Source organism: Bradyrhizobium sp. F1.13.3 (assembly GCF_040548265.1).
Taxonomy (GTDB): Bacteria; Pseudomonadota; Alphaproteobacteria; order Rhizobiales; family Xanthobacteraceae; genus Bradyrhizobium.
In genome coordinates this window covers 73455-98625 of record NZ_JBEPRI010000021.1, presented here as the reverse complement: position 1 = coordinate 98625, position 25171 = coordinate 73455, and the positions used below count along the sequence as shown (strand labels likewise).

Here is a 25171-nt window from a genome sequence, read left to right as displayed (position 1 = left end):
GAGTTGACAAGGCGGGCGCGATGTCTTTCGCTGGCCCGCCAGAAGAGGAGGTCAGGTGATGACCAAAGCCGTCCGTGTGCACAAGGTCGGAGGCCCCGAAGCCCTGGTCTATGAGAGCGTCGATGTTCCGGCGCCCGGGCCCGGCGAGGTGCGCATCCGCCAGCATGCCGTCGGCCTGAACTTCATCGACGTCTATTACCGCACCGGCCTCTACAAGGCGCCGGGGCTGCCCTTCATCGCCGGCAACGAAGCCTCGGGCGAAGTCGTCGCGGTCGGGCCGGGCGTGACGAATTTCCATCCGGGCGACCGTGTCGCCTACTACCACAATCTCGGCGCCTATACCGGGGAGCGCAACATCCCCTGGGAGCGGCTGGTCAAGCTGCCCGACCACATCACCTACGAGCAGGGCGCCGTACTGATGCTGAAGGGTTTGACGGTCTGGTACCTCCTGCACAAGACCTTCAAGGTCGAGCCGCATCATCGCGTGCTGATCCATGCCGCGGCGGGAGGCATCGGCTTGCTCGCCTGCCAATGGGCGAGGGCAATGGGCGCCCACGTCATCGGTACCGTCGGCTCGCGCGAGAAGGCTGCGCTTGCCGAGGCCAATGGCTGCGACCATGTCATCCTCTACAACGAGGAAGACTTCGTCGCGCGCGTCAAACAGATCAGCCGCAACGAGGGCTGCGACGTGGTCTATGACGGCGTCGGCAAGGCGACGTTCCCGGGCTCGCTGTCTTGCCTGAAGCCGCGCGGGATGTTCGTCTCCTTCGGCAATGCCTCAGGCCCGGTGCCGCCATTCTCGATCGCCGAACTCAACACTCACGGCTCGCTGTTTGCGACCCGGCCGAAGCTCAACGACTATATCGGTACGCGCAAGGAGTTGCTCGAAGGCGCCGACACGCTGTTTGCCGCCGTCATCAACGGCAAGCTGCACGTGCCGATCAACCATGCCTACGCGCTCAAGGACGCCGCCAAGGCGCATATCGATCTCGAAAGCCGCAAGACTACGGGTGCGTCGATCTTGAAGCCGTAACTCACCGTCATTGCGAGCGAAGCGAAGCAATCCAGAATCTTTCCGTGAGGCAGTCTGGATTGTTTCGTCGCTGCGCTCCTCGCAATGACGAGCTTACGCCACGCGCCGTGCCGCGCCGGCCCTGGTCAAAATCCCGTCCAGACAATCGATCATCTCGGCGATCTCGGCCCGTGTGACGTTCAGCGCCGGCATGAAGCGCAGCGTGTCGACTTGCGGCGCGTTGAGGAGCACGCCGGCCTCGAATGCCTGTGCGACGATGCCGGGTGCGATCGGCAGCTTGAGGTCGAGCGCGAGCAGGAGCCCCCGGCCACGCACTTCGCCGAGCCCGTGGCGCGCCGAGACCTTCTGCAATTCGCTTTCGAGCAGCAGCCCGGTTTCGGTCGCCGTCTTGAGGAAATCCGGCTTGCTGACTTCGTCGAGCACCGCGAGCCCCACCGCGCACATGATCGGGTTGCCGTTGAACGTGCCCCCCTGGTCGCCGTGCTCGAAGCAGGCCGCGCGTTCGGTCGCGAGCAACGCTGCGAGCGGCACGCCGCCGCCGATGCCCTTGCCGAGCGTCATGACGTCGGGCGCGATGCCGGTGTGCTCGTAGTGGAAGAGCTTGCCGGTTCGGCCCATCCCGGTCTGGATCTCGTCGAAGATCAAGAGGAGGCCGTGCGCGTGGGTGAGGGCGCGCAACTCCTGCAAGAACTGATCGGTCGCCGGCCATACGCCTGATTCACCCTGGATCGGCTCGAGCATCACGGCGACGGTGTTGTCGTTGATCAGCTTTTCGACTGACGCAATGTCGTTCAGCTTCGCCTTCTTGAAACCGGCGACCTTCGGCTCGAACAGCGGCTCAAAGGTCTTCTTGCCTGAGGCCGACATCGTCGCCAGCGTGCGGCCGTGAAAGCCGCCCTCGAAGGTGATGATCTCGAACGCGCCACCTCGATGGATGCCGCCATATTTGCGCGCGAGCTTGATCGCGCCCTCGTTGGCTTCCGCACCGGAATTCGCGAAGAACACCTGGTCGAACGCGCTGTTTGCGACAAGCTGCTCAGCGAGCTTCAGGCTGGGTTCGTTGTAGAAGGCCGGGCTCGGCGTCAGCAGCCGCTTGGCCTGCGCGGCAAGCGCGTCGGCGATCGCGGGCGGAGAGTGGCCGAGGCAGTTGACGGCCCAGCCCTGCACGAAATCGAGATAGCGCTTGCGGCTGTCGTCCCAGAGGTAGGAGCCGGCGCCGCGGACGAACACGGTCTTGGGCCGGGCGGTGATGTCCATCAACGCGGCATACGGATGGGTGGCGTTGGTCATGTCGAACTCCTCTGGAGGTGGGTGGAAAGGCCGCGGGAAAAGCAAAAAGGCCGCACCTTGCGGGTGCGGCCTTTTCGAGAACGGGGCTGAACTTAGTGGTTCAGCGGCGTCGTCGGACATGGCGCACCCTCTCATCGTCGCGGAAGCGACGGCGGAGCATTTCGGTGCGCTGATGGGTCCGAGCGTTGATCATGGGGCGCGGCAATACATGCGAATGGCACGGCTTGTCAAGCGGGCGCTTTACAGGCCACACGCGCAGCGTGCATGGGGTAGGTGAAAGATGCGCCCCTGGAAACCATTACGTCCCTAGCGCGTTTGTGATCACAGCACGCGAATTGGTTCGAACCGAACGCATGACGGTTCGGACCAAGAGGGGCGGGACCAACCAGATTGTTTTTAAAGCCTTGTCCGACACGCCTTATCCGATCGACCTCGACAGCATTCGCGGCGCGTTTCCGCCGGGCATCGAGGCGCCGTCGCTGTTGCTGGACTTCGCCGGATGGCTGAACGGGCGCCCCTGGGGCAGCGTCGGCTGCTTCTCGCTGCAGGGCCAGTTTTCCGATCAGGCGCCGATTGTCGACGGCAGTCCCTTGCGCGACCGGTTTTCGCTGTTCATGCGGCTGCCGGATGGCTCGGCTGTTGGCGGCTGGTATGGCGCGGGTCTCGACCGCGACAATCCGCCGATCGTGGGGCTTGGGTCCGAGGGCGATTACGAGCTGCTGGCGCCAAGCCTCGATGGCCTGCTCGCAAAACTGACGTCGCAACAATTCGACAATGCTTGGAGCGATCTGAAGCCGCACGACGAAGTCGAATGTCAGACGGTCGAGCTCGCGCAATGGCTCACCGGGCGGCTGAGCGGGGAGATGGTGGCGCCCGATGACGATCCGTCGGAGCTGCCCGACTTTCGCGGCTTCATGGAAAAATGGAGCCGGGATCGCGAAGACTACTGGGCCAATCATCGCTTGATGGCCGAACTCGGCTGGCGCCTCGCCGCGCATCTGCCGAAGGGCAAGAAGCCCTGGGACAGGACGAGCTTCGAGATCGCGATCGTCGGCAGGCAATACCAGGCGCGCGTCCTGACGCGCGGGCCGCAGGCGTTCGAGGAAGCCGCCTCGATCGAATCCCTGCTGCGCGATCTGCGCGAGGAGATGCGCCGCGCGCAGCCCGAGCTCGGGCTGTGGTACGCGATGAAATTCGGCCTCTATGCCGACGGCCGCGTCATGCCGAACTTCGAATACGATCTGCGCCCGAGCATCGGCGGCGAGCCTGCGCTGCTCTCGGAGGCGCAAGCTGATCTTGCCTGCGCGCCGCGGCCGGAGCGCTGGGTGCCGAAATGGCTAGCGGGATCCTGAAGCTCGGAATCCCGCGATGCTGCCGCCCAGCTCGCGCACCGAAATGTTCCGCTGCCGCGCTATCACGACGTTGCGGGAACGGCACCTTCGATCTTGACTTAGAGCGCGCTCGAAGGGGTATCTGTACGTGCGTCAGTACGAGAACGGGCACACATGAAGATCGGCGACCTCGCAAAACGGACCGGCCTGTCGACGCACACGCTGCGCTATTATGAGCGCATCGGGCTGCTGCCATACGCTGACCGGGATCGCTCCGGCCAGCGTGACTTTGACGCATCGATCCTCAGATGGATCGAATTCCTCGGTCGGCTCAAGACCACGGGAATGTCGATCCGGGACATGTTGCGTTACGCGGCGCTTCGTGACGAAGGCGACGCTACCGGCACAAGCCGGCGGCAGATGCTGGAAGTCCACCGCGAACAGGTGCGCACGCAGATCGCCGAACTCCAGGAATGCCTGCTCGTCCTTGATACCAAGATCGCCGGCTATGCCAGCGACGAACAGAGGACGAAGGAAAATGACGCACGCCCAAACACAAGACGCAAGCCGGTTCGATCGCGGCCAGCGGGCCCTGTCACGCATTGACGGCAGCGCCGGCGAAAAGGTCGTCGCTTCACTCGCCGACATCGCTCCGGATTTCGCACGATACGTGATCGAGTTTCCGTTCGGCGACATTTACTGCCGCCCCGGCCTCGGCCTGCGCGATCGAGAGATCGCCACGATCGCCGCGCTGACGGCGCTCGGAAATGCCGCGCCTCAGCTCAAGGTGCATCTCGAGGCGGGTCTGAACGTCGGGCTGTCTCGCGACGAGATCGTGGAGATCATCATGCAGATGGCCGTCTATGCGGGCTTCCCGGCGGCGCTGAACGGGCTGTTCGCAGCCAAGGAAGTATTCGCCGCGCGTGACGAACAGCAGGCGTCGGGAGAAGTGACATGTTCGGCACGCCCAGCCTGACGCCGGCTGGTGGAATGCCTGAGGCGCGCCGGTCTTGCCGGTGTGCCGCAGGCGGAATCTCAGAATCCCGCGACGCTGCCGTGCAGGTCGTACTGGTCGGCGCGTTCGATTTTCGCGGTGACGATCTCGCCGACGCGCAAGGGGCGGCGGCTCGACAGGTAGACGGCGCCGTCGATCTCCGGCGCATCGGCCTTGGAGCGGCCTTTTGAGACGGTCGGGCCGACCTCGTCGATGATGATCTGCTGGCGCGTGCCGACCTTACGTTTCAGCCTGCGCGCGGAAATCTTCTGCTGGCGCGCCATCAGCGCGTTGTAGCGCTCCTGCTTGATCTCTTCCGGCACGGGGTTCTCGATCGCGTTCGCGGTCGCGCCGGCGACCGGCTCGTACTTGAAGCAGCCGAGCCGATCGATCTCGGCTTCGTCCAGCCAGTCGAGCAGATAGGCGAAATCGGCATCCGTCTCGCCGGGGAAGCCGACGATAAAGGTCGAGCGCAAAGCGAGATCGGGACATTGCTCGCGCCAGCGCTTGATGCGCGCCAGCGTCTTGTCCTGCGCCGCCGGGCGCTTCATCGCCTTCAGCACCTCGGGGCTCGCGTGCTGGAACGGGATGTCGAGATAGGGCAGCACCTTGCCCTCGTTCATCAGCGCGATGACCTCGTCGACATGCGGGTAGGGGTAGACATATTGCAAGCGGACCCAGGCGCCCAATTCGCCGAGCTCGCGCGCGAGGTCGATGAATTTGGCCCGGACCTGGCGATCCTTCCACGGGCTCTCGGCGTATTTGAGATCGACGCCGTAGGCCGAGGTGTCCTGCGAGATTACCAGCAGTTCCTTGACGCCGGCGTCGACCAGGCGTTCGGCCTCGCGCAGCACGTCGTTGGCCGGACGGGAGACGAGATCGCCGCGCAGCTTCGGAATGATGCAGAAGGTGCAGCGGTTGTTGCAGCCCTCGGAGATTTTCAGATAGGCGTAGTGGCGCGGTGTCAGCTTGATGCCCTGCGGCGGCACCAGATCGAGATGCGGATTGTGGGCGGGCGGCAGCGCGCGATGCACGGCGTCCAGCACGCTCTCATATTGCTGCGGGCCGGTGATGGAGAGCACGCCGGGATAGGCCTGCTCGATCTGCTCGGGTTCCGCGCCCATGCAGCCGGTCACAATCACCTTGCCGTTCTCGGCCATGGCCTCGCCGATCGCCGAGAGCGATTCCTGCTTGGCGCTGTCGAGGAAGCCGCAGGTGTTGACGATGACGATGTCGGCGCCGTCATGCTTGCGGGCGAGCTCGTAACCCTCGGCGCGCAGGCGCGTGATGATGCGCTCGGAATCCACCAAAGCCTTGGGGCACCCGAGCGACACGAAGCTGACCTTGGGCGCAGCCGTCTGATCCATATCCAAATCTGCCTGATTGACAGGGTTGAGCTAGTCCCAATTGCCCATAATTACAACCCTTTGCAGGGCCTGAGGGCATGCTATGGATGAATCACTGGTGGTGAGTGAGCAATGAGCGCCGAACAGTCGCCCAAAATCGTGATCGTCGACGAAAGCCCGATCCGGGCTGCGATCCTCGAGGAAGGGTTGCGGGAGGCCGGATTCACGAAGATCGTCCATATCAGCGAGATGCAAAGCCTGCTCGCCCGTATTTATGCGGTCGACCCTGACATCATCCTGATCGATCTGGAAAACCCCAGCCGCGACGTGCTGGAAGCGATGTTCCAGGTCAGCCGCGCCGTGCGGCGCCCGATCGCGATGTTCGTCGATCAGAGCGATTCATCCTCGATCCAGGCTTCAGTCGAGGCGGGGGTCTCCGCCTACATCGTCGACGGGCTGAGGAAGGAGCGCATCAAGCCTATCCTCGACCTCTGCGTGTCGCGCTTCAATGCCTTCGCAAAACTCCAGGAGGAGCTGGAGCGCACCAAGTCGCAGCTCGAGGATCGCAAGGTCATCGAGAAGGCCAAGGGCATCCTGATGAAGGTGAAGGGCCTGACCGAGGACGAGGCCTATGTGCTGCTGCGCTCTACCGCGATGCGCGAGAAAAAGAAAATCGGTGAGATCGCCCAGTCGATCATCACCGCGTCGGAGATGCTGAAATGACCGTTCCCCTCCGCATCGGTTTCATTCCGCTGGTCGATGCCGCAGCGCTGATCGTCGCCGTCGACAAGGGATTTGCCGGGGCCGAAGGGCTCGAGGTCGAACTGGTCCGCGAGGTCTCCTGGTCCAACGTCCGCGACAAGCTCAATATCGGCTTGTTCGACGCCGCGCATCTGCTCGCGCCCGTCGCGATTGCGTCCTCGCTCGGGCTCGGTCATGTCAAGGTGCCGATCGCGGCGCCCTTCAATCTCGGCATCAACGGCAATGCGATCACGGTCTCGCCGGCGCTTCATGCCGCGCTGATGGAGGAGATCGACGGCGACCGCTTCGATCCGCTCGCCACGGCAAAAGCGTTGGCGCGCGTGGTCGCCAAGCGGCGCAAAGCGGGGGCCGATCCGTTGACCTTCGGTATGACCTTCCCGTTCTCGACCCACAACTATCAATTGCGGTTCTGGATGGCGGCGGCCGGCGTCGATCCCGACGAGGACGTGCGGCTGGTGGTGCTGCCGCCGCCCTATATGGTCGACAGTCTCGCCAACGGTCATGTCGATGCGTTCTGCGTCGGCGCGCCCTGGAATTCGATCGCGGTCGATCTCGGGATCGGCCACATCCTGCATTTCGTCTCCGACATCCTGGCCCATGCGGCGGAGAAGGTGCTGGCGCTCCGCCAGGTCTGGGCCGACAAGAATCCGGACGTGGTCGCGAGCCTGGTGCGCGCGGCGGTGAAAGCCGCGGAGTTCATCGAGCATCCGGAAAACCGGACCGAAGCGGCGCAGATCCTGGCGCAGCCCGAGCGGATCGGCGTCGATGCCGAAGTCATCCAGCGCACCCTCACCGGGCGCCTCAAGATTTCGCCGGACGGCACCGTTCGCGAGAGCGGCAGCTACCTTCTGGTGGGACGTGAGGAAGCAGGGCGCCCCGATCCGGTCCAGGCCGCTTGGCTCTATGCGCAGATGGTGCGCTGGGGGCAGACGACGCTGACGCCCGACGGCGTCAAGACGGCCATGGCCGTGTTCAGGCCCGACCTCTACGACGGCGCCCTCGGCCGCCAGCCCCCCGGCCAGGCCCCCGCGGCATTCGGCGCATTCGCCGGGCCGGCTTTTGATCCCGCCAATATTCGGGGTCATCTTGAGGTCTTCGAGGTGGGTCGCTGGAAGGCGTGATTCGGGCCTGCATCGTTTTTGAGCGCTGGGGATCCGCGTCTAAATTTTAGGCCGACTGCTCGAATTTCGTAAGAGCTCCAGGGCCCTGAGTTCCCTTTTGTGCTCTTAGCTGCTTGATACTAGACACATTTTCATTTCGTCAAAGCTGGCACGCAAATTGAATGTTGCAGTGCGGCCAGCCTGTCACAGATGCCTGCTGCGCCAGTCCCCAGCAACGAAGCTGATCGGACCGTTGGGTGCGCAGCCGGCTCTCGAGCCAGCCGAGCTCCTCGCGGGTCGTGCACTTTCCGTCGATACCACTCAGGTGGCCGCAGGAGCTTCGTTACTGACCATGAAAATCGACACCGTCTCAGTCGACTTTACCGACGACCAGAAACGCTACCTCGAAGGCTTCACGACCGGTCTGCAGATCAGTCGCGTCGGTCGCGGTCTTGGCGGCGGCGCCGGCAAGGCGAACGCCGAGCCCACCGGTCCCGATGCCGTGCACATCAAGGCGCAGGACAAGGTCATCGCGGCGGGCAAGAAGCTCGCCGACCAGGAGAAGGTCAAGCGCGACGAGCATCCCTTCGATGCCTATCCGCGTCTCCGCCAGCAGGCGCTCGACAATACGCCGCCGAGTCCGGCGGACAATTTCCGCTGGCGCTATTACGGCATCTTCTACGTCGCGCCGACGCAGGACTCCTACATGTGCCGTCTGCGCATTCCGAACGGCATCATGAAGCACTGGCAGCTGGCCGGCCTTGCCGATCTCGCCGATGAAACGTGCGGGCCCTACAGCCACGTCACGACTCGCGCCAATCTGCAGCTTCGCGAGATCCCGCCGAAGAACGCCGTGAAGCTGATCGAAGGCATTCAGGACTTAGGCCTGTGCTCGCGCGGCTCCGGCGCCGACAACATCCGCAACGTGACGGGAACGCCGACGGCGGGCATCGACCCGCAGGAGCTGATCGACACGCGGCCTTATGCGCGCGAGTGGCACTACCACATCCTGAACGATCGCTCGCTGTATGGCTTGCCGCGCAAGTTCAACGTCGCCTTCGACGGCGCCGGCAGGATCGCCGTGCTCGAGGAGACCAATGATATCGCCTTCACGGCATATGAGGTGCAGGACGGCTTCGGCGTCGAGCCCGGGATCTGGTTCCGCCTCGGCCTCGGTGGCATCACCGGCCACAAGGACTTTGCCAAATATTCCGGCATCGTCGTCAAGCCTGAAGACGCCACCGCCGTTGCCGACGCCATCGTGCGCGTGTTCATCGAGCACGGCGACCGCACCAACCGCAACAAGGCGCGGCTGAAATACGTGCTCGACGCCATGGGCCATGACGGCTTTCTCAAGATCGTCGAGGAACGGCTGAAGACACCATTCACGCGCGTGCCGGAAGAGGCGTTTGCGCCGCGGCCGGCCGCGGACCGCATGGCGCATATCGGCGTGCACAAGCAGAAGCAGGACGGCTTGAACTGGATCGGCGTGTCGCTGACGCTCGGCAAGATCAGCAGCGATCAGATGCGGGGCCTCGCCAAGGTGGCGCGGGACCTCGGCGACGGCGAGATCCGTCTGACCGTCTGGCAGAACCTGCTGATATCAGGGGTGCGCGACGAGAATGTCGAGCTTGCCATCGCGGCGATCAAGCAGATCGGGCTTGCGGTCGAGGCTTCGCACATCCGCGCCGGCCTGATCGCGTGCACCGGCAATGCCGGTTGCCGCTTCGCCGCCTCCAACACCAAGCGCCACGCCGCCGAGATCGGCGACTGGTGCGAGCCGCGCGTCGAGATGGACAAGCCGGTCAACATCCACGTCACCGGCTGCCACCATTCCTGTGCCCAGCATTACATCAGCGACATCGGCCTGATCGGGGCGCGCGTGCCTGTCAACGAGGAGGACACGGTCGAGGGCTATCATCTCTTCACCGGCGGCGGGTTCGGTCCTGACGCCGACGTCGGGCAGGAGGTCTATCACGACCTCAAGGCCGAGGACGCGCCGAAGACAGTCGAAGGACTGCTCAAGGCCTATATCGCCCATCGCTCGTCTTCCGACGAAACCTTCCTGTCCTTTGCGCGCCGCCACGACGGCGAGACGCTGCGCAAGCTTGCCGATGCCGAGGTGTCTTCATGAACCAGATCAGCCCTCCGCCGAAAATCGACATCATTCCCACGAGCGCCCCGTTCTCCGACGCCCAACGCTCCTGGCTGAACGGCTTCTTTGCCGGGCTGCTGTCGCCTGACGCGGCCGCGCCGCTGTCGGCCGAGCAGGGCGCCGCGGTCATGCAAGCCGGTGATGGTGACGACGGTGAAGCGCCTTGGCACGACCAGACCATGCCGATCGCCGATCGGATGAAGCTCGCCGAAGGCCGTCCCGTGCGGCGCAAGATGATGGCGGCGATGGCGCAGCAGGATTGCGGGCAGTGCGGCTACAATTGCCACGACTATTCGGAGGCGATCGCGAGCCGCAGTGAAGCGCGGCTCAACCTCTGCGTCCCCGGCGGCAAGGAAACCGCGCGGATGCTGAAGTCGCTGCACGAAGAGCTGGACAAGGCGCCGGCGGCCAAGGCTGGCGACAAGGCGTCCGACAAGGTCGACGCGGTGGCGGCCCCCGCCGTGACCGTGACGATCGCCGAGCCCGGCCGCTCGCGCGACAATCCTGTTGCGGCGACCTTCCTGTCGCGCCGTCTTCTCAACAAGGGAAAGTCGGAGAAGGAAACCTATCACGTCGAGTTCGATCTTTCCGAGAGCAAGCTCGACTATGTCGTCGGTGACAGTTTTGGCGTGTTCGCCCGCAACGAGCTCGGCCTCGTCGACCAGGTCATCGCGTTGCTCGGTGCCTCCCACACGACGAAGGTCAACGGCAAGACGCTGCGTGAGGTGCTGATCGACGACGTTTCGCTCTCGCCGGCGCCCGACACGCTGTTCGAACTGCTCTCCTTCATCACCGGCGGCGCGCAGCGCGAGAGGGCACGGGCACTGGCGCAAGGCGAGGATCCCGATGGCGACGCCGCCGCGCTCGACGTCATGGCTGCGCTGCAGAAGTTTTCGGGTACGCGGCCGCATCCTGAAGCCTTCGTCGAGGCGCTTGAGCCGCTGCAGCCGCGGCTCTATTCGATCTCGTCCTCGCACAATGCGACGCCTGGGAAGCTTTCGCTGACGGTCGATTCCGTGCGCTACGTGATCGGCAAACGCAAGCGCATCGGCGTCGCCTCGACCTTCCTCGGCGAGCGCATCGCCGAGGGCGAGAAGCTCAAGGTCTATGTGCAGAAGGCGCACAATTTCGGCCTGCCGCAGGATCCGAAGACGCCGATCATCATGATCGGCCCCGGCACCGGCATTGCGCCGTTCCGTGCCTTCCTGTTCGACCGCAAGGCGACCGGTGCGCCCGGCAAGAACTGGCTGTTCTTCGGCCACCAGCGCAGCGATTGCGACTTCTTCTACCAGGAGGAGCTCAACGCGATGAAGACCTCGGGCCTGCTCACGCGCATGTCGCTGGCATGGTCGCGCGACGGCGAGAAGAAGTTCTACGTGCAGGACCGCATGCGCGAGGTCGGCCGCGAGCTATGGACGTGGCTTGCCGAGGGGGCGCATCTCTACATCTGCGGCGATGCCAAGCGCATGGCCAAGGACGTCGAGCGCGCGCTGGTCGATATCGTCGCCCAGTTCGGGGCGCGTTCGACCGACGAAGCCGTCAGTTTTGTCGCCGAGCTCAAGAAGACGGGCCGCTTCCAGGCTGACGTCTACTAGCTGTCATCCCACCGTCATCCGAGCCGGTTCCAACTGGCTCGGATTTGAACGAATAAGATTCTCGGAACCTGCGGGCGGGTAGAATTTGGTCCTGCGATGCGGGGTTTTCAGAGAACCCGCATCGCTATTTCCGCGGGTCTCTTGCCCGCCACCCCGGTTGATCCCTCATAATCCCGCATATGGGGCGTTGGAGATCGACCATGCGCGAACTATCGGCGGAAGCCCGGCTGCACTTCTACGCGCGTTCGCTCTCGCGGCGGACCGGGGCGAGCGTGCATCATGCCGCGATGTACAGCGCCTTCGCGGTTATCGCCGCGATCGTGTTCGGCACGCTGTCGGTGCACCCGTTCTGATCACGCCCCGCGCTTGAACGGCGCGACCTCGATCCCTGCATCCTTCAAGGCCTGCCGCAAACCGCGCGCGATGTCGACGGCGCCCGGCGTATCACCGTGGATGCACACCGTGTCGGTGCGCATCTTGATGACCTTGCCTGTGACCGAGACCACCGCGCCGTCCTGTACCATGCGCACCACGCGGTCGGCGATCGCCTTAGCGTCATGCAGCACCGCACCCGGCTTCTTGCGCGAGACGAGATTGCCATCGTCCTCATAGGCGCGGTCGGCGAACACCTCGTGCACCATCGGCAGATTGGCGGCTTCGCCGGCCTTCACCAGCTTCGAATTGGCGAGCACGACGAAGATCAGGCTCTGATCGACCGCCTTGATGCCGGCGGCGATCGCCTTCGCGGTCATGTCGTCCTCGCAGGCGACATTGGAGAGCGCGCCATGCGCCTTCACGTGCGTCACCTTGTGGCCGGCCGCGGTCGCGATCGCCTGCAGGGCGCCGATCTGGTAGACGACGAGGTTCTCGATCTCGGAGGCTTTCAGGCCCGCGATAGGATGGCGGCCGAAGCCGTGCAGGTCGCGATAGCCAGGATGCGCGCCGACCGAGACGCCGCGCGCCTTCGCCAGCTCGACCGTCCGGCGCATGATATCGGGATCGCCGGCGTGGAAGCCGCAGGCGACATTGACCGAGCTCGCCAGTTCGATCATGGCGGCATCGTTGCCCATCTCCCACGCGCCAAAACCTTCGCCGAGATCGCAATTGAGATCGATCGTCTTCATGGGGTGCTCTCCATCTCTGGTCGTCTTGTCGTTTACGGCTCGGCCGCAACCTGCCAGGTCCGGGCGTCGACGGCACTGACAGCATAGCCCGCGACGTTGGCATCGCTGAGCGCTTCGATGTTGAGCGCGACGGTGTCGGCGGAGCGCAGGCGATCGGGCAGGTTGCGGATCAGCTGCGCGAATTTTCTCGCCTCGTCCTGCGCCTCGGCCATGCTGACCGCCTTGAAGCGGAACGCGGTTCCTGCCGAGGTTTGCGCGAGACGGCCGACATCGGCCGTGATCACGGTCGCAATCTTCGGGTAGCCGCCGGAGGTGCCGCGATCCATCATCAGCGCGATCGGCGCGCCGTTGCCGGGCACCTGGATGCTGCCGTTGACCGTGCCGTCGGAGACGATGTTGTGGCCATGCAGATGCTTGATCGCGGGGCCCTCGAGCCGGTAGCCCATGCGATCGGAGGTCGCCGAGATCTTCCACTCGCTGTCGAGGAACAGCGCCTTGTTGGCGTCGTCGAACTCGTCGTCCTGCGGTCCCAGCAGGACGCGGATCGGACCGCTCGATGGCTTCGGCAGTTCGATGCGCAGGTCCGGTGCACCGCTTGCGGCATCGACGGTGAATTCGTCGCCGGCCTGCAGCGGGCGCGGGTAGGGGCTGCCGAGACCGGCACGGGCGTTGACCGCAAGGCTGCCGAACACCGGCTCGCCCTTGATCCCGCCTTCGATCGCCAGATAAGTGAACGCCCCGCCGCGGGCAAAACCCAGCGTCAGCGTCTCGCCGTCCTTCAGCGTCACCGATGTGTCCATGGCGACCGGACTGCCGGCAATTTCCGCATTGCGCGGCGCGCCTGAAATGGCGACGCGCACGGCACCGTCGCGCGCGGTGAACGAGGCGCCGAACGGGCCGACCTCGACAACGGCTGCGAACGGTTCGTTGCCGACAAGCGTGTTCGCTGCCGCGAGCGAGAGGCGGTCCATCGCGCCGCTGACCGTCAGGCCATAGCGCTGCGCTCCATGGCGTCCGCCGTCCTGGACCGAGCTTGCAGGCCCGATGCTGGCGATCACGAGCCGGCTCATGCGACCACCTGCTCGGCAATGATCTCGCCGGCTTCGGCGGCGCGGTCCTGTTCCTCGAACGTCTTGTGGTCGATGGCGAAAAACGTCACGCGATCGCCGGGTTCGGTGAGGAAGGTCGGATTGCGGTGGAGCTGATAGGTCCGCACTGGAGTGCGGCCGAGCAGGTGCCAGCCGCTCGGCGCTGCCAGGCACTGGATTCCGGCCTGGATGCCGCCGATTGAGATCGTGCCGGCAGGCGTCAGCAGCCGCGGATTCTGCCGCCGCGACATCTGCAGGGATTTGTCGAGGCCGCTGAGATAGGACCACCCCGGCGTGAAGCCGATCATGGCAACCTTGTAGTCGCCGGCGACGTGACGCGCGACGATGTCGTCGGGTGTGGTATTCAGCGCCTTCGCGACGTCCTCGAGGTCGATGCCGTGCTCGCCGCCATAGGCGACGGGAATACGCCAGCGGCGCGCTTTGGTGGCCGGCGGCAGCGGCTGGCTGGCGAGCGCGAGCAGCTTTTCGCCGAGCGCGTCGAAGCCGATCTTGCCCGGGTCGTAATGCACCAGCAGCGAGCGATAAGTCGGCACGGACTCGGTGATGGCATCGATCGCGCTTGCCGCGAGCGCCTTGTCGAGCGCCAGCACGCGCTGGTTGGCGTCGTCGTCAATGGTACGGCTGAACTCGACCGTGACGGCGCTGTCGCCACTGGGCAGAAGGCGGGGCGGGGGAAGCGTCGCGGACATGGGCTGTCGAAATCGGGCTTCTGGAGATACGCGGGCTCGGCCTTGAGGTCCGCTTGTTCCTGCTTCGCGTAAATGCGCCCGCAAGTCCAATAAATTAATGCAGGGGGAGACGATAATGCCTTGTTATCGCGACGCATAACAGCGCTGCGGCCCTGCATGATTGGTAGCTTGTTGGCCCTTGACGCAAGGCCCGCACCCCGCAAGATGCGCGCGTTCTTTCCCGCCCATCCGGAGCTCGTCTGTTTCCATGTCGCTGTCCCCCGAAGCCCGCAAGACCCTCGCCGGCATCACCACTGCCACCATCACAACGGTCCTGCTGAAGAAGGGCCTGCGCAACATCTGGATGCGCGGCGCGCGTCCGCTGCGCCCGGGTCTGCCGCGCCTGGTGGGACCGGCCTTCACGCTGCGCTTCGTGCCGGCGCGCGAGGATCTGGCGACGCCGGAATCCTGGTCGTCGCCGATCTCGACCCGCACCGCGATCGAGGCGATGCCGGAGGGCTGCGTCGCCGTGGTCGACGCCATGGGCATTACCGACGCCGGCATCTTCGGCGACATCCTGTGCGCGCGCATGATGAAGCGCGGCGTCACCGCACTCGTAACCGATGGAGTCGTGCGTGACGTGGAGGGCGTGCTCGGCACTAATCTGCCGGTCTGGTGCGACGGCTATGCCGCGCCGCCGTCAGTTGCCGGTCTGACCTTCGTCGGCTGGGGCGAGCCGATCGGCTGCGGCGGCGTTGCGGTCTTCCCGAACGACATCGTGGTCGCCGACCAGGACGGCTGCGTGCTGATCCCGCAGGCGATGCTCGAGCACGTGCTCAACGAGGGTGTCGAGCAGGAGCGGATGGAAGCCTGGATCGTCAACGAGGTGAACAATGGCGCGGTGCTCCCGGGCCTCTATCCCATGAACGCCGAGACCAAGGCGCGCTACGCCGCAAGCAAGAAGTGACCGGGAAAGAAGTGAGGTAAATCCAATGGAGATCACTGTTGCAGGCACGCGGCCGACCCGTCGTGCGCCCGGGGAACACTTCACCGGCACGGTCTGGCAGGACCCCGTCATCATGGCGCCCGCGCCGGCGCGGCTGAACTGCTCGCGCGTCTCGTTCGAGCCGGGTGCGCGCACCAACTGGCATCACCATCCGCTCGGGCAGACGCTCTATGTGATTTCGGGGGTCGGGCGGGTCCAGACCAAGGGCGGGCCTGTCATCGAAATCCGTCCGGGCGACACCGTCTGGATTCCACCGGGCGAGCTGCACTGGCACGGCGGGTCGCCGACCAACGGCATGACCCACATCGCCATGCAGGAAGCGCTCGACGGCGTGTTCTCGACCTGGTTGGAGCCGGTGACCGACGTCGAGTATGGGGCTCCGGTCGGCTAGCGTCTCGTGTTCCGGACAAGACGCGTCGCCGCAAGGCGATGCGGCGCCGATCCGGGACTCAGCGATTTGGGACCCACGAAGAATGCTTGGTCCCGGCTCTGCGGAGCAGCGTTGCACGCTGCACCGCGTCCGGGACAAGAGCACTTACATCCGCTCCGCCGTCCACGTGCCCTTGCACATGCTGCCGCGCCACGTGCCGGAGCCAGAGGTGCCGCTGAGCCGGCCGAAGCCGACGGCGCGCTTGATGCCGGTGCTCAAGGTGACGTTGATGCTGCCGGCGTCCGCGACGCGGCCCGACGCGGACACCACGGCGCTGCTCGATGCGATCTGGCCGTTGCTGATCCCGATCGCGACCGTTGCGCCGTTGCCGCAGGTCTCGCTCGATGACGAGATGCGGACATTCCATGCGCCGTCAAAGGTGGAGGTGGCCGCGCCTGCCTGCGTCAGCGGGAAGGCGATGGCGACAATGGTGACGAAGAGACCCTTGCGAAATCCGTTCATGACACGCCCCTTGGGTTGATCCGGGGGCACCATGACAGACGCGGCGGGCGGACGATGTGAGGGGCGTCACGCACCTCACCGGAGCAGTGTTCCGGGGTGTCGGAATGGGTTTGCTCGGCTTCAAGCCCGGACGGGCCTGCCATAAACGGTCATTTTGACGTCGAAGTGCGATCGAGCACGCGCGCTAGCGCAACGGCGGAGTTGGCATCGACCCGCGCCACCTTGGCGATCGTTTTCCTCAATTCGGACGCCTCGGATGCGAAAAGTCTGTCCGGATCGTCCGGGGCTCCGGTGACGCCGGAGAGGAGGCTGAGCTGCATCCCTCCCAGAACCTGCGCCACGGCCGGCGTTGCGCTTTTGCCGAGGGCTCCGTTCAAGAGAGGTCCCCGTGAGCCGCGGTGGGCGTTTTTCGGCGTCATTCGTTCGACGAGCTTGTCGAAGCTCGTTTGGTAGGCGCCGATGGCGATGAGGCGATCGTTTTCAGCCAATTCCGGCGACGTGATGACCTCGGAGCGCAACGCCAGCATCTGCTCCTCTGCACGGTCGAAATCTCGCATCATGACGACGCGTGCGACGTCTTGCCAGCGCCGATGGAAGCCCAGCTGCGTCAGCGGATTGATCGTGTCCGGTCCGTCGGCGAACAGAGTGCCCGTAAACTCGACGGCGAGCAGACAGTAGTTCAATCCGGCGACACGCTTGCCGTCCGACAACAGCTGGTCGTCGGTGACGACCAATCGCTTTGCCGCGGCCTCGTCGAGTTCGGGGCCTGCGACCAGGAGATAGCCGCTGCGGCCGAGCGCGTTTCCGTCCGCATAGGACAACAGTGGCGTGACGATGTTGAGTCCGAACAAGCCAGCGACGCGGTCGTAGACTTTTTCTGCGACACGCACGCCCTCCGACACGCCGGGCACCAGCCCGGTCTGCGTCGTCAGGTCGGCCGCAAGTTGCAGGATTTGCTGGGCGACGTCATGGTAGGGCAGGCGGAACAGGCCCACGAACAGGGACAGATTGTCTTCCTTCATGGGCGCGCGCCTGACGGCGTAGATATTCCTGAACTCGATATAGCCCGGAGCAGCCGCCCCCGCGGACTTGAGTTGGGCGGCGATCTCGTCATTGCTCAAGATCGTCGGCCTGCGCTGCCGGCCGTCGCCAAAGCTGAACTCCGTCAGGACGACGCCAAGCGGCAGGAACGAACTGAAGAATTTGCCGCCTTCGCTCAGTCCCATCTCGACCATGCGGAGTCCGAAGTAGCTTGCTTCGGGAACGAAGGCTGCTCCCGTCGAAATCGCGTTGTCGCCAGAAGCGGGCACATAGCCGACATAGGGACGCTTCAATTCGCGGCTCGCCCAATGTTCGACAGTGTTCTTGAATGTGGTCCAGACAGTCATGACAGGATCCGATCTCGGCTCAATTGCAGCGTGTTGCCCAATCCGTCGACTGCGCGAGCAAGATGGGCGAAAGCCAGATCGGGCTGTCCTCGTCGTCGGCGAGACGCTCCCAAGAAGCTCGGCATGCCTTCCGGAACGCAAGGCAAACGGACCGCGTTTCATGCAGTTCGCTGTAGAACGCCTTGGCGAAATGAGGCGCGCGGTCATCCTCCACGTTCCAGCGGAATCCCAAGGCATAGGGGATTCCGTTCATCACCAGCTGTTGCACGCTGCCCCTGGAGATGCCGCGGCAAGCGGAGAGATAGACCAGCGTGGTCGACGAAAGACCTTCGGATGCGACCATTCTGTCGAGCTTCAGCCCGATCGCTTCTTCCGGCCTTGTGCCGGGAAGGACGAGAGACACGGTTTTCTGGCCGTCACTCCAGGCATGGCCGGCGTAGTGGAGGATCGACGGCCGAAAATGAGCAAGCCGCTGCAGCAAATGGGGCACGGCCTCATTGCCGGGAGTGCCGGAGAGGTCGACAACCTCCAGCTCGAAGCACCCTGTGGCGGCCAATTCCTTCAGGTATCGGAGTTCAACGTCGATATTGCCGAGCTTGTCGAACGTCTTGCCGTCACAGATCACCCGTTCGAGCTTGCGGTCTGGGTGCTCGCCGACCTGCGAGCGAACGAACATGAGCCTCGAGCCTGGCTCGATGCGCCCGCGCTCGGCTCTCGCCCCTCTCTGCAGCCGAATAACCGACGGCACGCGTCGGACGATCGGGGCATGAAGAAGCACGAATGGCCCGTTCTCTTCAGCGAGATACCGCACGCTCGCCTCGAAGGGGACAGGATAATATCCGGCATCGTTGATCACGAAGCGGAACGACAGTCCTGCCAGCCCACCGGCCGCCCTCTCGATCTGCGAAAACAGGTGCTCGCCGATCGCCTTGACGACGAAGCTCTTGAACAGCCGTGTTCCGACACCCCGCGTCTGGGCGAGCCAGTTCTTGGGCAGGCTGGTGCCGATCCAGTGACCCGCATCCGCGCGGTCCTGGGGTATCTCGTCCCGCCCATAATCCCGGGCGGCAGACTTCAGATCATCCAGATCGCTGACTGTGTTCCAGCGCAGCATTGGCGAGCCGTCGTCGCCGGTTCCGAGACGGCATTCTACCTTGGCGCTATGGATTTCCGTTTCGATCACCCGGAACGCGCCAGGAATGGCGCCCTTCTCATCGGGATGCCCGGTCAGCATCGCAATGAACGGCCTGAGGATTCGATGCCGGTGGAGCTGCAGGGCGTCCATTGGCAGGATCAGAGCGTTGTCGGCTCTGCTGCACTCCTGCTCGAGATCAGGGCAGGCCCCGAACGACGGAGCGATGACGAGGACGGACGTGTGAGGGTCTCGGGCCTGCACGACGGTGCTGAGCAAATCCTGCGCGGCGACTGTCGTTCGCGTGTCGCGATGGACGCGCGGGTCCATCGGCAATCCGGCATCGAGGACGAGCAACTCGGTGTCGTTCGCAATGAGCCACTCGTTGGTCTGGTCCGTAGTCATCAGCTGCTTGTCGTGCAGGTTCTCGGGATCGACGCCTGCCGCGAGCAGATGCGTGCGCAGTGTTTCGAACATGCCCGGTTCGGCCGTGGCTATCGCTATCCTTGCGGTCATGCTGATGCCTCCTGCGCACATAATGGCAAGTCGAATTCGAATCCCATGCCGTCCAGTTCGGTCAAGCTCCCGTCATGCTGCTCGACGGCTTTCTGTATCGCCTCTACGGCGACGCTGGCCATTTGCCGAGCCCGGGACTGACTCCGCTCGATCAGATCGGCGGCCGACGGATCCAGCGGCTGCGCGGTGACCGCAGGGATGCGCATGGATACGAACAGACGATGCGGTGGTCGTTCCGCGATGGTCACGGTGAGCCGATCGGTCGGGGCGACGCGGAGCGAAAGAAGCGAGCTGAGCGCCGAACGAAATGCGAAGCTCAATCGCTCCAGCCAGCCGCTGACGATCAGACGAGCTTCGTCCGTGATGTCGCCCTCTATATCGATCGCGTCACGATCGTCGACGGGAAGGCCCTCGATCTCGTGATAGAGCGCTTCCAATACGTTGAACGAGGTCGGTGCCTCCTGCGGCGTCTGCTGCACGGTCAAACGTTCGGACAGACGTTCGAAGGTGAGATCAGCCTTCAGGAGATGATTGGCCGCCTGCTCCAGCATGTTGGCGCAATTTCTCATCAGTTCGGGTTTGCTTAGAAGGGACTGGGCGCTGCGCAACAAACCATCGGCCATGAGCAGGGGAGCCCGGGTCTCGCGCGCAACAGCCGTGACCGTCTCCTCCAGATATCCCCAGTCGCTCTCTCGGCTTTGATCGGCGAGGCTCGTGAACAGCCATAGGTGGTGGCCATAGTCGTCATTCAACGGCTCGCGGTTTGCAAGGGTGGTCACCTCGGTGCGCGGTGCCTCGCCGATCGTCAGGTGGATGTGAAGTCGGTGCTGGATACCAGATTGCGACAGTTCCTCGATATCTTCGTCTCGTGCCCCGAACGACACGAGTTCGCGGTCTCGTGCCTGACCAAAAATGCTCTCGGCCGCGCCATTCATGTGACAGATCTTGCCGACCGCGTCGACGATGACCGCCGCCTGCTCAATCCTGTTCATAAGCGCCAGCTCGATCGCTTCGTGCCAGCGCGCCGCAAAAATCTGCTCGCAGTCGGCGGCGAGTCCGCGGGCCGCTTCGCGATCGGGTCCGAGAAAGGCGTTGGATTCCGAAGATTCCATATCGAGGATCATCTCGATCTTGCCATTCACGAAGAGGGGGACGGTCATCGCGGATCGCTGATCCGGCGCGGTCTGAATGAAGCCGTAGTTCCGCTTGGAATCGCTGATGTCTGGAACGACAAGAATGGACCGCTGGACGAGACAGCTGCCGAGCATTCCGCTGGATAGGTCCTGGATGTATTCGGACTTTTGGGCGGCGGACTTCACGAGCAGGTTTCGGTCGTTCTTGACGTGCTCGGCGACCAGCACGAACTTGCCACGGGCGCGGTCCACCCGGAATACACCGACGTACTCCCAGCCGAAGCATTGTGTCGTGCCGGTCGCCAGCAGTGTGGCAATGGTGCGGGCGCTGGGCGCCTTGTTCAAATTGTCCTTGAGCTCGCGCAAGGCGCGCGCCTGAGCGTGCTCGATGGCCGCGTCCGCAGCCTGCAGGATTTCCTCGACTCCGAGATTCTGCAGGGTCCGGAGGTCGGCGGCCGTATATTTGTGGTTACGGGACATGAGAGCCAGCGAGCTTCCGAACCGGCCGCCCGCCTTCCGAATCGGCAACACAACCATCGATTTGAAATCGTCGGAGAGGATCGCCTTGCTGACGGGGTTGTCCTTTTCCTCCGGGTTGAGCTGCTCGACGAATTTGCTCAGGTCGTTATTCCACGTCTTGCCCTGTTCGAGCCATTGAATCACATCGGCCGTTACCTTGAACCAGCGTGTACTCCACTCCCAGCGAGGTTTAGGAAAGACGGTGAGCGCTCGCCAATGGTCGCTGAGGTCGTTGTAGACCCCGAATGCAGACATCTCGAACGGAATGACCTTTTCGACGACCCGCAGCATGGCCTCGATGATCTCTTGCGGGTCTGCGTGCTCGGCAAGAACGGTCTTCAGCTGCTGGCGCGCCAAATCCTCGTTGAGGGGAGCGAACAACAACAACAGCCCGGTCGAGCTATTCTGTTCCTCCATGTACGGCGCTGCACTGACTCTCGCCAGAACGGAACGGCCATCCATCGGGCGAAGCCGCACGAAATCCGTAAATCCCGTTTGTGTGCCGATCCATTCGTCAAACCGGCTCGTCGTGCCTTCGTCGTCGGGCGCGAAGACATCGGACAGCGACATCTCCTTGAGAGCCGCCTCGGCGAACCCGAGAATCTGCACGGCTCGCTCGTTTGCGAACCGGATCTTGCCCGCCCGATCGGTCCTGAGCACGCCGTCCTGCAAGGCGTCAAGGCGGCTCCGTTCGGCGCTCTGATCCAGGAGGAGGGCATAATTGCCTTGCTGCCCGTCTTCGTCGCGCAGCGGGCCGATCTCGACCCTGACCTGGCGGATCAACTTATTGGTCCGGATGTCTACGCGCAGGCTTGTGTTGTGGTTTGCCTTGAGGGCTGCGCCCACGTCGGCCGCACGGGACCCGAATAGCCGGGGAAACGGAGCGTTGCGGCCGTCGGGAACGAGCTTGTCGAACGCCGCATTCGCATAGACGATGCGGCCATCGCCTGCCAGTTCGACGAACGGGATGTCGCTGTGATGCGCGGCCTCATCGAGCGCGTCGTACCGATCGGAAAGCACACTCAGGAGCGTGGTTTGCGATTGAAGGATCTTGTCGACGGCTTCGGCGGCCAGACCAAACTCCGAAACGAGCATTCGGGCCAGCTCGTCGACGAGGGGCTTGAGCGCGGTCTTCAGGCCGTTCTGCCTGCTCCTGAGCGCGCCGATCACATGGCGCCGGATACCTTGCTCAGTTTTCAAGTAATCCTGGTCCCAGTCACCTGAGATGAGCGATGGCGCTGCACGGAGTTCCTCCATAACAACCTCGCTAACGCAACTGTGGAGCGAAACGATAAGGTGCTTGAGCCGGCACAAAAATTCGAGGGCTGTCGGTCTGAGCGCATCGGCGGGATCAGAGGCGCCAAGGCGACTTTTGACCGCGGAATTTCGTCGTTCAACCTAAGCTAGAGGCGATCGCGGCCGTCCTAGTATTAACTAGTTCACAGAAACGGCCTGAATTTCAGCGATCGGGTCCGACGCTGTGTCTTTGCCGGGCAAGCACAGGCGCAGCGGCAATCCTCGTTGCCCGCTGGCGCAGGGTAACGCTCAATCCCACCGTGTCACGCGCGCGTGACAGGACCTTCAGTTCACCCGCGTCCAGGTCTGGCCGCCGCAGAACATGCCGCCGAAGGCGCAGCCCTGTACGCGCAGGCGATCGGTGCCCTTCAGCGCGATGGTTGAATCGTAGGTCGAGCCGGAGTTCGGATCGAGGATGCGGCCGGACCATTTCTGGTCCTTGTTCTGGTCCTTGCCGGGCTTCATGTTGATCAGAACCTGCTCACCATTCTGGTTCGATTTCGAATCGACCGAGTAGCCGCAGAGATTGCTGCCGCATTGCTCGATCCGGACCTTGCCCTCCTTCTCCTCGGTGAGCCAGACGCCGAGCGGTGAATTGAGATCGCGCGTAGGCGCGGTTGCGGGAGCCGGTGGCGCGACGGCAGCCGACTGAACGGGGGCGGGCGCAGGTGCCGGAACGGGAGGCGGAGCCGCTGCTGCGACCGTCGGGGCGGGCGGCGGAGGCGGTGCGGGCGGGACTGCCGCCACGGTCGGGGCAGCACTCGGGGTCGGCTGAGGCGGCGGCACTAGCGCGTCTTCGGCCGGAGCATTGTTGGCCGTGGCGGCCGGAGGCGGCGGCGGGGCAGGAGGCGCGACGGCCACGGGAGCTTGGATGGGGGCTTGGACGGGGGCTTGCTCGGCCGCCGGCGGCGCCGTGACAGGTGCCGGGGCCGGCGCCGGATTGGCGGGGGCCTGCGGGTCAGCCTTGGCTTGTTGCGGTGCCTGCGGGTCCGCTTTTGGAGCCCCCTTGGCATCGTTCTTGGTTTTCTTCGCCTTGCCCTGGCCGGTGTTGTCGTAGACGCCCGGGATTTGCACCGTGCCGCGGTCGGGATCGATGCGGATAGTACGCCCGCCATAGTCGAAGGTGTACTGCGCCTGCGCAGCGGTGCTCGCCAGAAGGAATGCGGCCGTGGCCAACAGCTTCCTCATTTCGCGTCTCCTGAAACAGGTGGTCCCCGGACCGACGCTACGCCCCGGTTCGATCGCAAAAAGTGATCTAGATCACTGTCACCGTATGAGTCGTGGTCCGGCGGTTTCGGGTTCAATAACACCGCAGCCGGTCCAAAGTTTGGCCGGGGCAAGCGACAGGAGGACGCGGTCCCTAATCGAACCAGGCGGCGTAGATCTTCTTGTAGCTGCCGTCCTGCATGGAAATGTGCAGCCATTGATCGACGAACGCCTTCAGCGCCATGTCGCGCTGGAGCCAATAGGCCTTCTCGGAGAAGTCGAACGGCTTGTCGGGGTGCACCGCGCAGAGCACGCCTTGATGCTGCTTCTGCTGGTAGCGCGTCTCGGAGGCGTCCGTCATCATCAGGTCGGCATTGCCCTTGGCGATCTCGTCGAAGATCACGGTGTTGTCCGGGAAGACCGTGATGTCGGCTTCCTTGATGTTGGCACGCGCGAAGCGCTCGTTGGTGCCGCCGGGATTGACGATCACGCGGGTGCCCTTCTTGTCGATGTCGGTGATGCTCTGGTATTTGGCGACGTCGGCACAGCGCGCGATCGGCGTCTTGCCCTCGCGCATGATCGGCGTGGAGAAGAAACCCTTCTTCTGCCGGTCGAGCGTGACCGAGACGCCGCCCATGGCGATGTCGAACTGGTCGGCCTCGAAATCCTTCATCAGCTTCGGCCATGCCGTCGGCACGAATTCGACCTTGACGCCGAGCGCTTTGCCGAGCGCCTCCGCCATGTCGACGTCGAAGCCGTTGAACTGCTGCGTCGTCTTGTCGAGATAGGTGAAGGGCTTGTAGTCGCCTGTCATGCCGACGCGCAAAGTGCCGCGCTTGACGATCTCGTCGAGGCGGGACGGCGCCGCCGGCTGCGCGTGGGCCGAAACGTTTGCCAGCAGGACCACGGCCAAAGTCGCCAAAATTCGACTGGTCATTCGAACGATCATCTCTTTTCCACCCATGCCCGAGCTGTCATTGTGCAGCTCTCGATGCCTGTCTTGAGGCTTGGATTTAGACCAGATGCCCGTCGCTGGCGAGGCGGAATTGAAGGGAATTCTGAAGTGACGATCTCGATGCATGACGCCTCGGTTGGCGTCTTCGTGCCGTATCTGCGCAACCTGTCCGCACTGCTCGACAAGGGCTTAGCCTATGCCGAAGCCCGGAAGTTCAATCCAGCCGTCCTGCTCGGCATGCGCATTGCGCCCGACATGTACGATCTGGCGCAACAGATCGGCGAGGCCTGCCGCCATGCCACGGTCGCCGCGGCCTTGCTGGCCGACCGCGAGCCGGTGATGCTGCCGATGCTGGAGCACGACATGGCCGGACTCCAGGCCCGCATCGCGACGTCAATCGAGTTCATCGAAGGCCTGCCGCGCGCGGAGATCAATGCTGCGGCGGAACGGAATGTCTTCTTCAGGCTGAAGAACGGGACCGAGTTGCCCTTCACCGGGCGGACGCTGCTGCTGACCTTCAGCGTCCCGCAGTTCTTCTTTCACGTCACGACCGCCTACGACCTGTTGCGGCACGCAGGCGTCGAGCTCGTGAAGAAGGATTATCTCGGACGACGATAGGCC

Annotated in this window: 23 protein-coding genes; 12 read left to right on the top strand and 11 right to left on the bottom strand. The window is 64.0% G+C overall.

The annotated features are described in order from the left end of the window. The first annotated feature begins 58 nt into the window (after window positions 1-58). Window positions 59-1033 carry a quinone oxidoreductase family protein gene (locus ABIB66_RS37230; protein WP_247499072.1) on the top strand — a complete coding sequence of 325 codons (975 nt, stop codon included), beginning with the start codon at window positions 59-61 and terminating at the stop codon, window positions 1031-1033. A 93-nt stretch (window positions 1034-1126) separates the two neighbouring features. Here ABIB66_RS37230 and ABIB66_RS37225 read toward each other — a convergent pair whose 3' ends face one another. Then, window positions 1127-2323, bottom strand: coding sequence for an acetylornithine transaminase (locus ABIB66_RS37225; RefSeq protein WP_354210027.1), 1197 nt, complete (start codon window positions 2321-2323; stop codon window positions 1127-1129). A 404-nt stretch (window positions 2324-2727) separates the two neighbouring features. Here ABIB66_RS37225 and ABIB66_RS37220 point away from each other — a divergent pair, with 404 nt between their 5' ends. The 3 genes from ABIB66_RS37220 to ABIB66_RS37210 all read left to right on the top strand — a co-directional run bounded on the left by ABIB66_RS37220 (window position 2728) and on the right by ABIB66_RS37210 (window position 4630). Beyond that, window positions 2728-3675 carry a hypothetical protein gene (locus ABIB66_RS37220; protein WP_275171384.1) on the top strand — a complete coding sequence of 316 codons (948 nt, stop codon included), beginning with the start codon at window positions 2728-2730 and terminating at the stop codon, window positions 3673-3675. 153 nt (window positions 3676-3828) lie between these two features. Then, window positions 3829-4260, top strand: a complete 432-nt coding sequence (locus ABIB66_RS37215) for a MerR family transcriptional regulator (protein WP_275171114.1) — start codon at window positions 3829-3831, stop codon at window positions 4258-4260. Then, window positions 4193-4630 (top strand): carboxymuconolactone decarboxylase family protein, encoded by a 438-nt coding sequence (locus tag ABIB66_RS37210; protein WP_354210026.1) that lies wholly within the window; start codon window positions 4193-4195, stop codon window positions 4628-4630. Before ABIB66_RS37215 ends, ABIB66_RS37210 begins: the two co-directional genes overlap by 68 nt. A 59-nt stretch (window positions 4631-4689) precedes the next feature. On the opposite strand, the gene rimO is transcribed toward ABIB66_RS37210, so the two are convergent. Next, complete coding sequence (rimO, locus tag ABIB66_RS37205; protein ID WP_354128242.1) at window positions 4690-6015, bottom strand: 30S ribosomal protein S12 methylthiotransferase RimO; 1326 nt, start codon at window positions 6013-6015, stop codon at window positions 4690-4692. A 111-nt stretch (window positions 6016-6126) separates the two neighbouring features. Here rimO and ABIB66_RS37200 point away from each other — a divergent pair, with 111 nt between their 5' ends. The 5 genes from ABIB66_RS37200 (at window position 6127) to ABIB66_RS37180 (ending at window position 11959) form a co-directional block, all read left to right on the top strand. After that, window positions 6127-6717 carry an ANTAR domain-containing response regulator gene (locus ABIB66_RS37200; RefSeq protein WP_354258205.1) on the top strand — a complete coding sequence of 197 codons (591 nt, stop codon included), beginning with the start codon at window positions 6127-6129 and terminating at the stop codon, window positions 6715-6717. Beyond that, entirely contained in the window at window positions 6714-7877 is a 1164-nt protein-coding gene (locus ABIB66_RS37195) for a CmpA/NrtA family ABC transporter substrate-binding protein (protein ID WP_354210025.1), read from the top strand. Before ABIB66_RS37200 ends, ABIB66_RS37195 begins: the two co-directional genes overlap by 4 nt. A gap of 331 nt (window positions 7878-8208) precedes the next feature. Beyond that, on the top strand, window positions 8209-9990 hold the full coding sequence (locus tag ABIB66_RS37190) for a NirA family protein (protein WP_354059379.1): 1782 nt from the start codon (window positions 8209-8211) through the stop codon (window positions 9988-9990). Next, complete coding sequence (locus ABIB66_RS37185; RefSeq protein WP_354210024.1) at window positions 9987-11606, top strand: sulfite reductase subunit alpha; 1620 nt, start codon at window positions 9987-9989, stop codon at window positions 11604-11606. Before ABIB66_RS37190 ends, ABIB66_RS37185 begins: the two co-directional genes overlap by 4 nt. A gap of 200 nt (window positions 11607-11806) precedes the next feature. Beyond that, complete coding sequence (locus ABIB66_RS37180) at window positions 11807-11959, top strand: hypothetical protein (protein WP_007590908.1); 153 nt, start codon at window positions 11807-11809, stop codon at window positions 11957-11959. Here the strand turns inward: ABIB66_RS37180 and ABIB66_RS37175 are convergent, their stop codons facing one another. Genes ABIB66_RS37175 through pxpB form a run of 3 tightly spaced genes read right to left on the bottom strand, consistent with a single transcriptional unit; the run spans window position 11960 to window position 14528 of the window. After that, entirely contained in the window at window positions 11960-12730 is a 771-nt protein-coding gene (locus ABIB66_RS37175; protein ID WP_354210023.1) for a LamB/YcsF family protein, read from the bottom strand. A gap of 32 nt (window positions 12731-12762) precedes the next feature. Next, window positions 12763-13800 carry a 5-oxoprolinase subunit C family protein gene (locus ABIB66_RS37170; protein WP_354059384.1) on the bottom strand — a complete coding sequence of 346 codons (1038 nt, stop codon included), beginning with the start codon at window positions 13798-13800 and terminating at the stop codon, window positions 12763-12765. After that, on the bottom strand, window positions 13797-14528 hold the full coding sequence (gene pxpB / locus ABIB66_RS37165; protein WP_354059386.1) for a 5-oxoprolinase subunit PxpB: 732 nt from the start codon (window positions 14526-14528) through the stop codon (window positions 13797-13799). The genes ABIB66_RS37170 and pxpB overlap by 4 nt, the downstream gene beginning before the upstream one ends. A gap of 247 nt (window positions 14529-14775) precedes the next feature. Between pxpB and ABIB66_RS37160 the strand changes: the two genes are divergently transcribed. Continuing rightward, window positions 14776-15474, top strand: coding sequence for a ribonuclease activity regulator RraA (locus tag ABIB66_RS37160; protein WP_354059388.1), 699 nt, complete (start codon window positions 14776-14778; stop codon window positions 15472-15474). Between the two features lie 25 nt (window positions 15475-15499). Further along, window positions 15500-15904, top strand: coding sequence for a (R)-mandelonitrile lyase (locus ABIB66_RS37155; RefSeq protein WP_354210022.1), 405 nt, complete (start codon window positions 15500-15502; stop codon window positions 15902-15904). Between the two features lie 144 nt (window positions 15905-16048). Here the strand turns inward: ABIB66_RS37155 and ABIB66_RS37150 are convergent, their stop codons facing one another. From ABIB66_RS37150 to ABIB66_RS37125, 6 genes are all read right to left on the bottom strand, one after another. Further along, complete coding sequence (locus ABIB66_RS37150) at window positions 16049-16405, bottom strand: hypothetical protein (RefSeq protein ID WP_354210021.1); 357 nt, start codon at window positions 16403-16405, stop codon at window positions 16049-16051. Between the two features lie 149 nt (window positions 16406-16554). Then, complete coding sequence (locus ABIB66_RS37145) at window positions 16555-17793, bottom strand: hypothetical protein (RefSeq protein ID WP_354210020.1); 1239 nt, start codon at window positions 17791-17793, stop codon at window positions 16555-16557. Window positions 17794-17812: 19 nt separating this feature from the next. Then, complete coding sequence (locus ABIB66_RS37140) at window positions 17813-19282, bottom strand: CHAT domain-containing protein (RefSeq protein ID WP_354237402.1); 1470 nt, start codon at window positions 19280-19282, stop codon at window positions 17813-17815. A gap of 155 nt (window positions 19283-19437) precedes the next feature. Further along, window positions 19438-22350 carry a PAS domain-containing protein gene (locus ABIB66_RS37135; protein ID WP_354210018.1) on the bottom strand — a complete coding sequence of 971 codons (2913 nt, stop codon included), beginning with the start codon at window positions 22348-22350 and terminating at the stop codon, window positions 19438-19440. 324 nt (window positions 22351-22674) lie between these two features. Beyond that, window positions 22675-23577, bottom strand: a complete 903-nt coding sequence (locus tag ABIB66_RS37130; RefSeq protein WP_354210017.1) for a DUF2147 domain-containing protein — start codon at window positions 23575-23577, stop codon at window positions 22675-22677. A gap of 172 nt (window positions 23578-23749) precedes the next feature. Next, window positions 23750-24532 (bottom strand): transporter substrate-binding domain-containing protein, encoded by a 783-nt coding sequence (locus ABIB66_RS37125; RefSeq protein ID WP_354210016.1) that lies wholly within the window; start codon window positions 24530-24532, stop codon window positions 23750-23752. 138 nt (window positions 24533-24670) lie between these two features. On the opposite strand from ABIB66_RS37125, the gene ABIB66_RS37120 reads away from it, so the two are divergent. Continuing rightward, window positions 24671-25168 carry a DUF1993 domain-containing protein gene (locus ABIB66_RS37120; RefSeq protein WP_354210104.1) on the top strand — a complete coding sequence of 166 codons (498 nt, stop codon included), beginning with the start codon at window positions 24671-24673 and terminating at the stop codon, window positions 25166-25168. The last annotated feature ends 3 nt before the right edge of the window (window positions 25169-25171 follow it).

Coding starts and splice junctions, on each gene's coding strand:
- ABIB66_RS37230 (WP_247499072.1), top strand. CDS start 59: ATGACCAAAGCCGTCCGTGTGCACAAGGTCGGAGGCCCCGAAGCCCTG.
- ABIB66_RS37175 (WP_354210023.1), bottom strand. CDS start 12,730: ATGAAGACGATCGATCTCAATTGCGATCTCGGCGAAGGTTTTGGCGCG.
- ABIB66_RS37125 (WP_354210016.1), bottom strand. CDS start 24,532: ATGACCAGTCGAATTTTGGCGACTTTGGCCGTGGTCCTGCTGGCAAAC.
- ABIB66_RS37160 (WP_354059388.1), top strand. CDS start 14,776: ATGTCGCTGTCCCCCGAAGCCCGCAAGACCCTCGCCGGCATCACCACT.
- rimO (WP_354128242.1), bottom strand. CDS start 6,015: ATGGATCAGACGGCTGCGCCCAAGGTCAGCTTCGTGTCGCTCGGGTGC.
- ABIB66_RS37180 (WP_007590908.1), top strand. CDS start 11,807: ATGCGCGAACTATCGGCGGAAGCCCGGCTGCACTTCTACGCGCGTTCG.
- ABIB66_RS37135 (WP_354210018.1), bottom strand. CDS start 22,350: ATGGAGGAACTCCGTGCAGCGCCATCGCTCATCTCAGGTGACTGGGAC.
- ABIB66_RS37170 (WP_354059384.1), bottom strand. CDS start 13,800: ATGAGCCGGCTCGTGATCGCCAGCATCGGGCCTGCAAGCTCGGTCCAG.
- ABIB66_RS37210 (WP_354210026.1), top strand. CDS start 4,193: ATGACGCACGCCCAAACACAAGACGCAAGCCGGTTCGATCGCGGCCAG.
- ABIB66_RS37150 (WP_354210021.1), bottom strand. CDS start 16,405: ATGAACGGATTTCGCAAGGGTCTCTTCGTCACCATTGTCGCCATCGCC.
- ABIB66_RS37215 (WP_275171114.1), top strand. CDS start 3,829: ATGAAGATCGGCGACCTCGCAAAACGGACCGGCCTGTCGACGCACACG.
- ABIB66_RS37155 (WP_354210022.1), top strand. CDS start 15,500: ATGGAGATCACTGTTGCAGGCACGCGGCCGACCCGTCGTGCGCCCGGG.
- ABIB66_RS37120 (WP_354210104.1), top strand. CDS start 24,671: ATGCATGACGCCTCGGTTGGCGTCTTCGTGCCGTATCTGCGCAACCTG.
- ABIB66_RS37195 (WP_354210025.1), top strand. CDS start 6,714: ATGACCGTTCCCCTCCGCATCGGTTTCATTCCGCTGGTCGATGCCGCA.
- ABIB66_RS37225 (WP_354210027.1), bottom strand. CDS start 2,323: ATGACCAACGCCACCCATCCGTATGCCGCGTTGATGGACATCACCGCC.
- ABIB66_RS37130 (WP_354210017.1), bottom strand. CDS start 23,577: ATGAGGAAGCTGTTGGCCACGGCCGCATTCCTTCTGGCGAGCACCGCT.
- ABIB66_RS37185 (WP_354210024.1), top strand. CDS start 9,987: ATGAACCAGATCAGCCCTCCGCCGAAAATCGACATCATTCCCACGAGC.
- ABIB66_RS37200 (WP_354258205.1), top strand. CDS start 6,127: ATGAGCGCCGAACAGTCGCCCAAAATCGTGATCGTCGACGAAAGCCCG.
- ABIB66_RS37145 (WP_354210020.1), bottom strand. CDS start 17,793: ATGACTGTCTGGACCACATTCAAGAACACTGTCGAACATTGGGCGAGC.
- pxpB (WP_354059386.1), bottom strand. CDS start 14,528: ATGTCCGCGACGCTTCCCCCGCCCCGCCTTCTGCCCAGTGGCGACAGC.
- ABIB66_RS37190 (WP_354059379.1), top strand. CDS start 8,209: ATGAAAATCGACACCGTCTCAGTCGACTTTACCGACGACCAGAAACGC.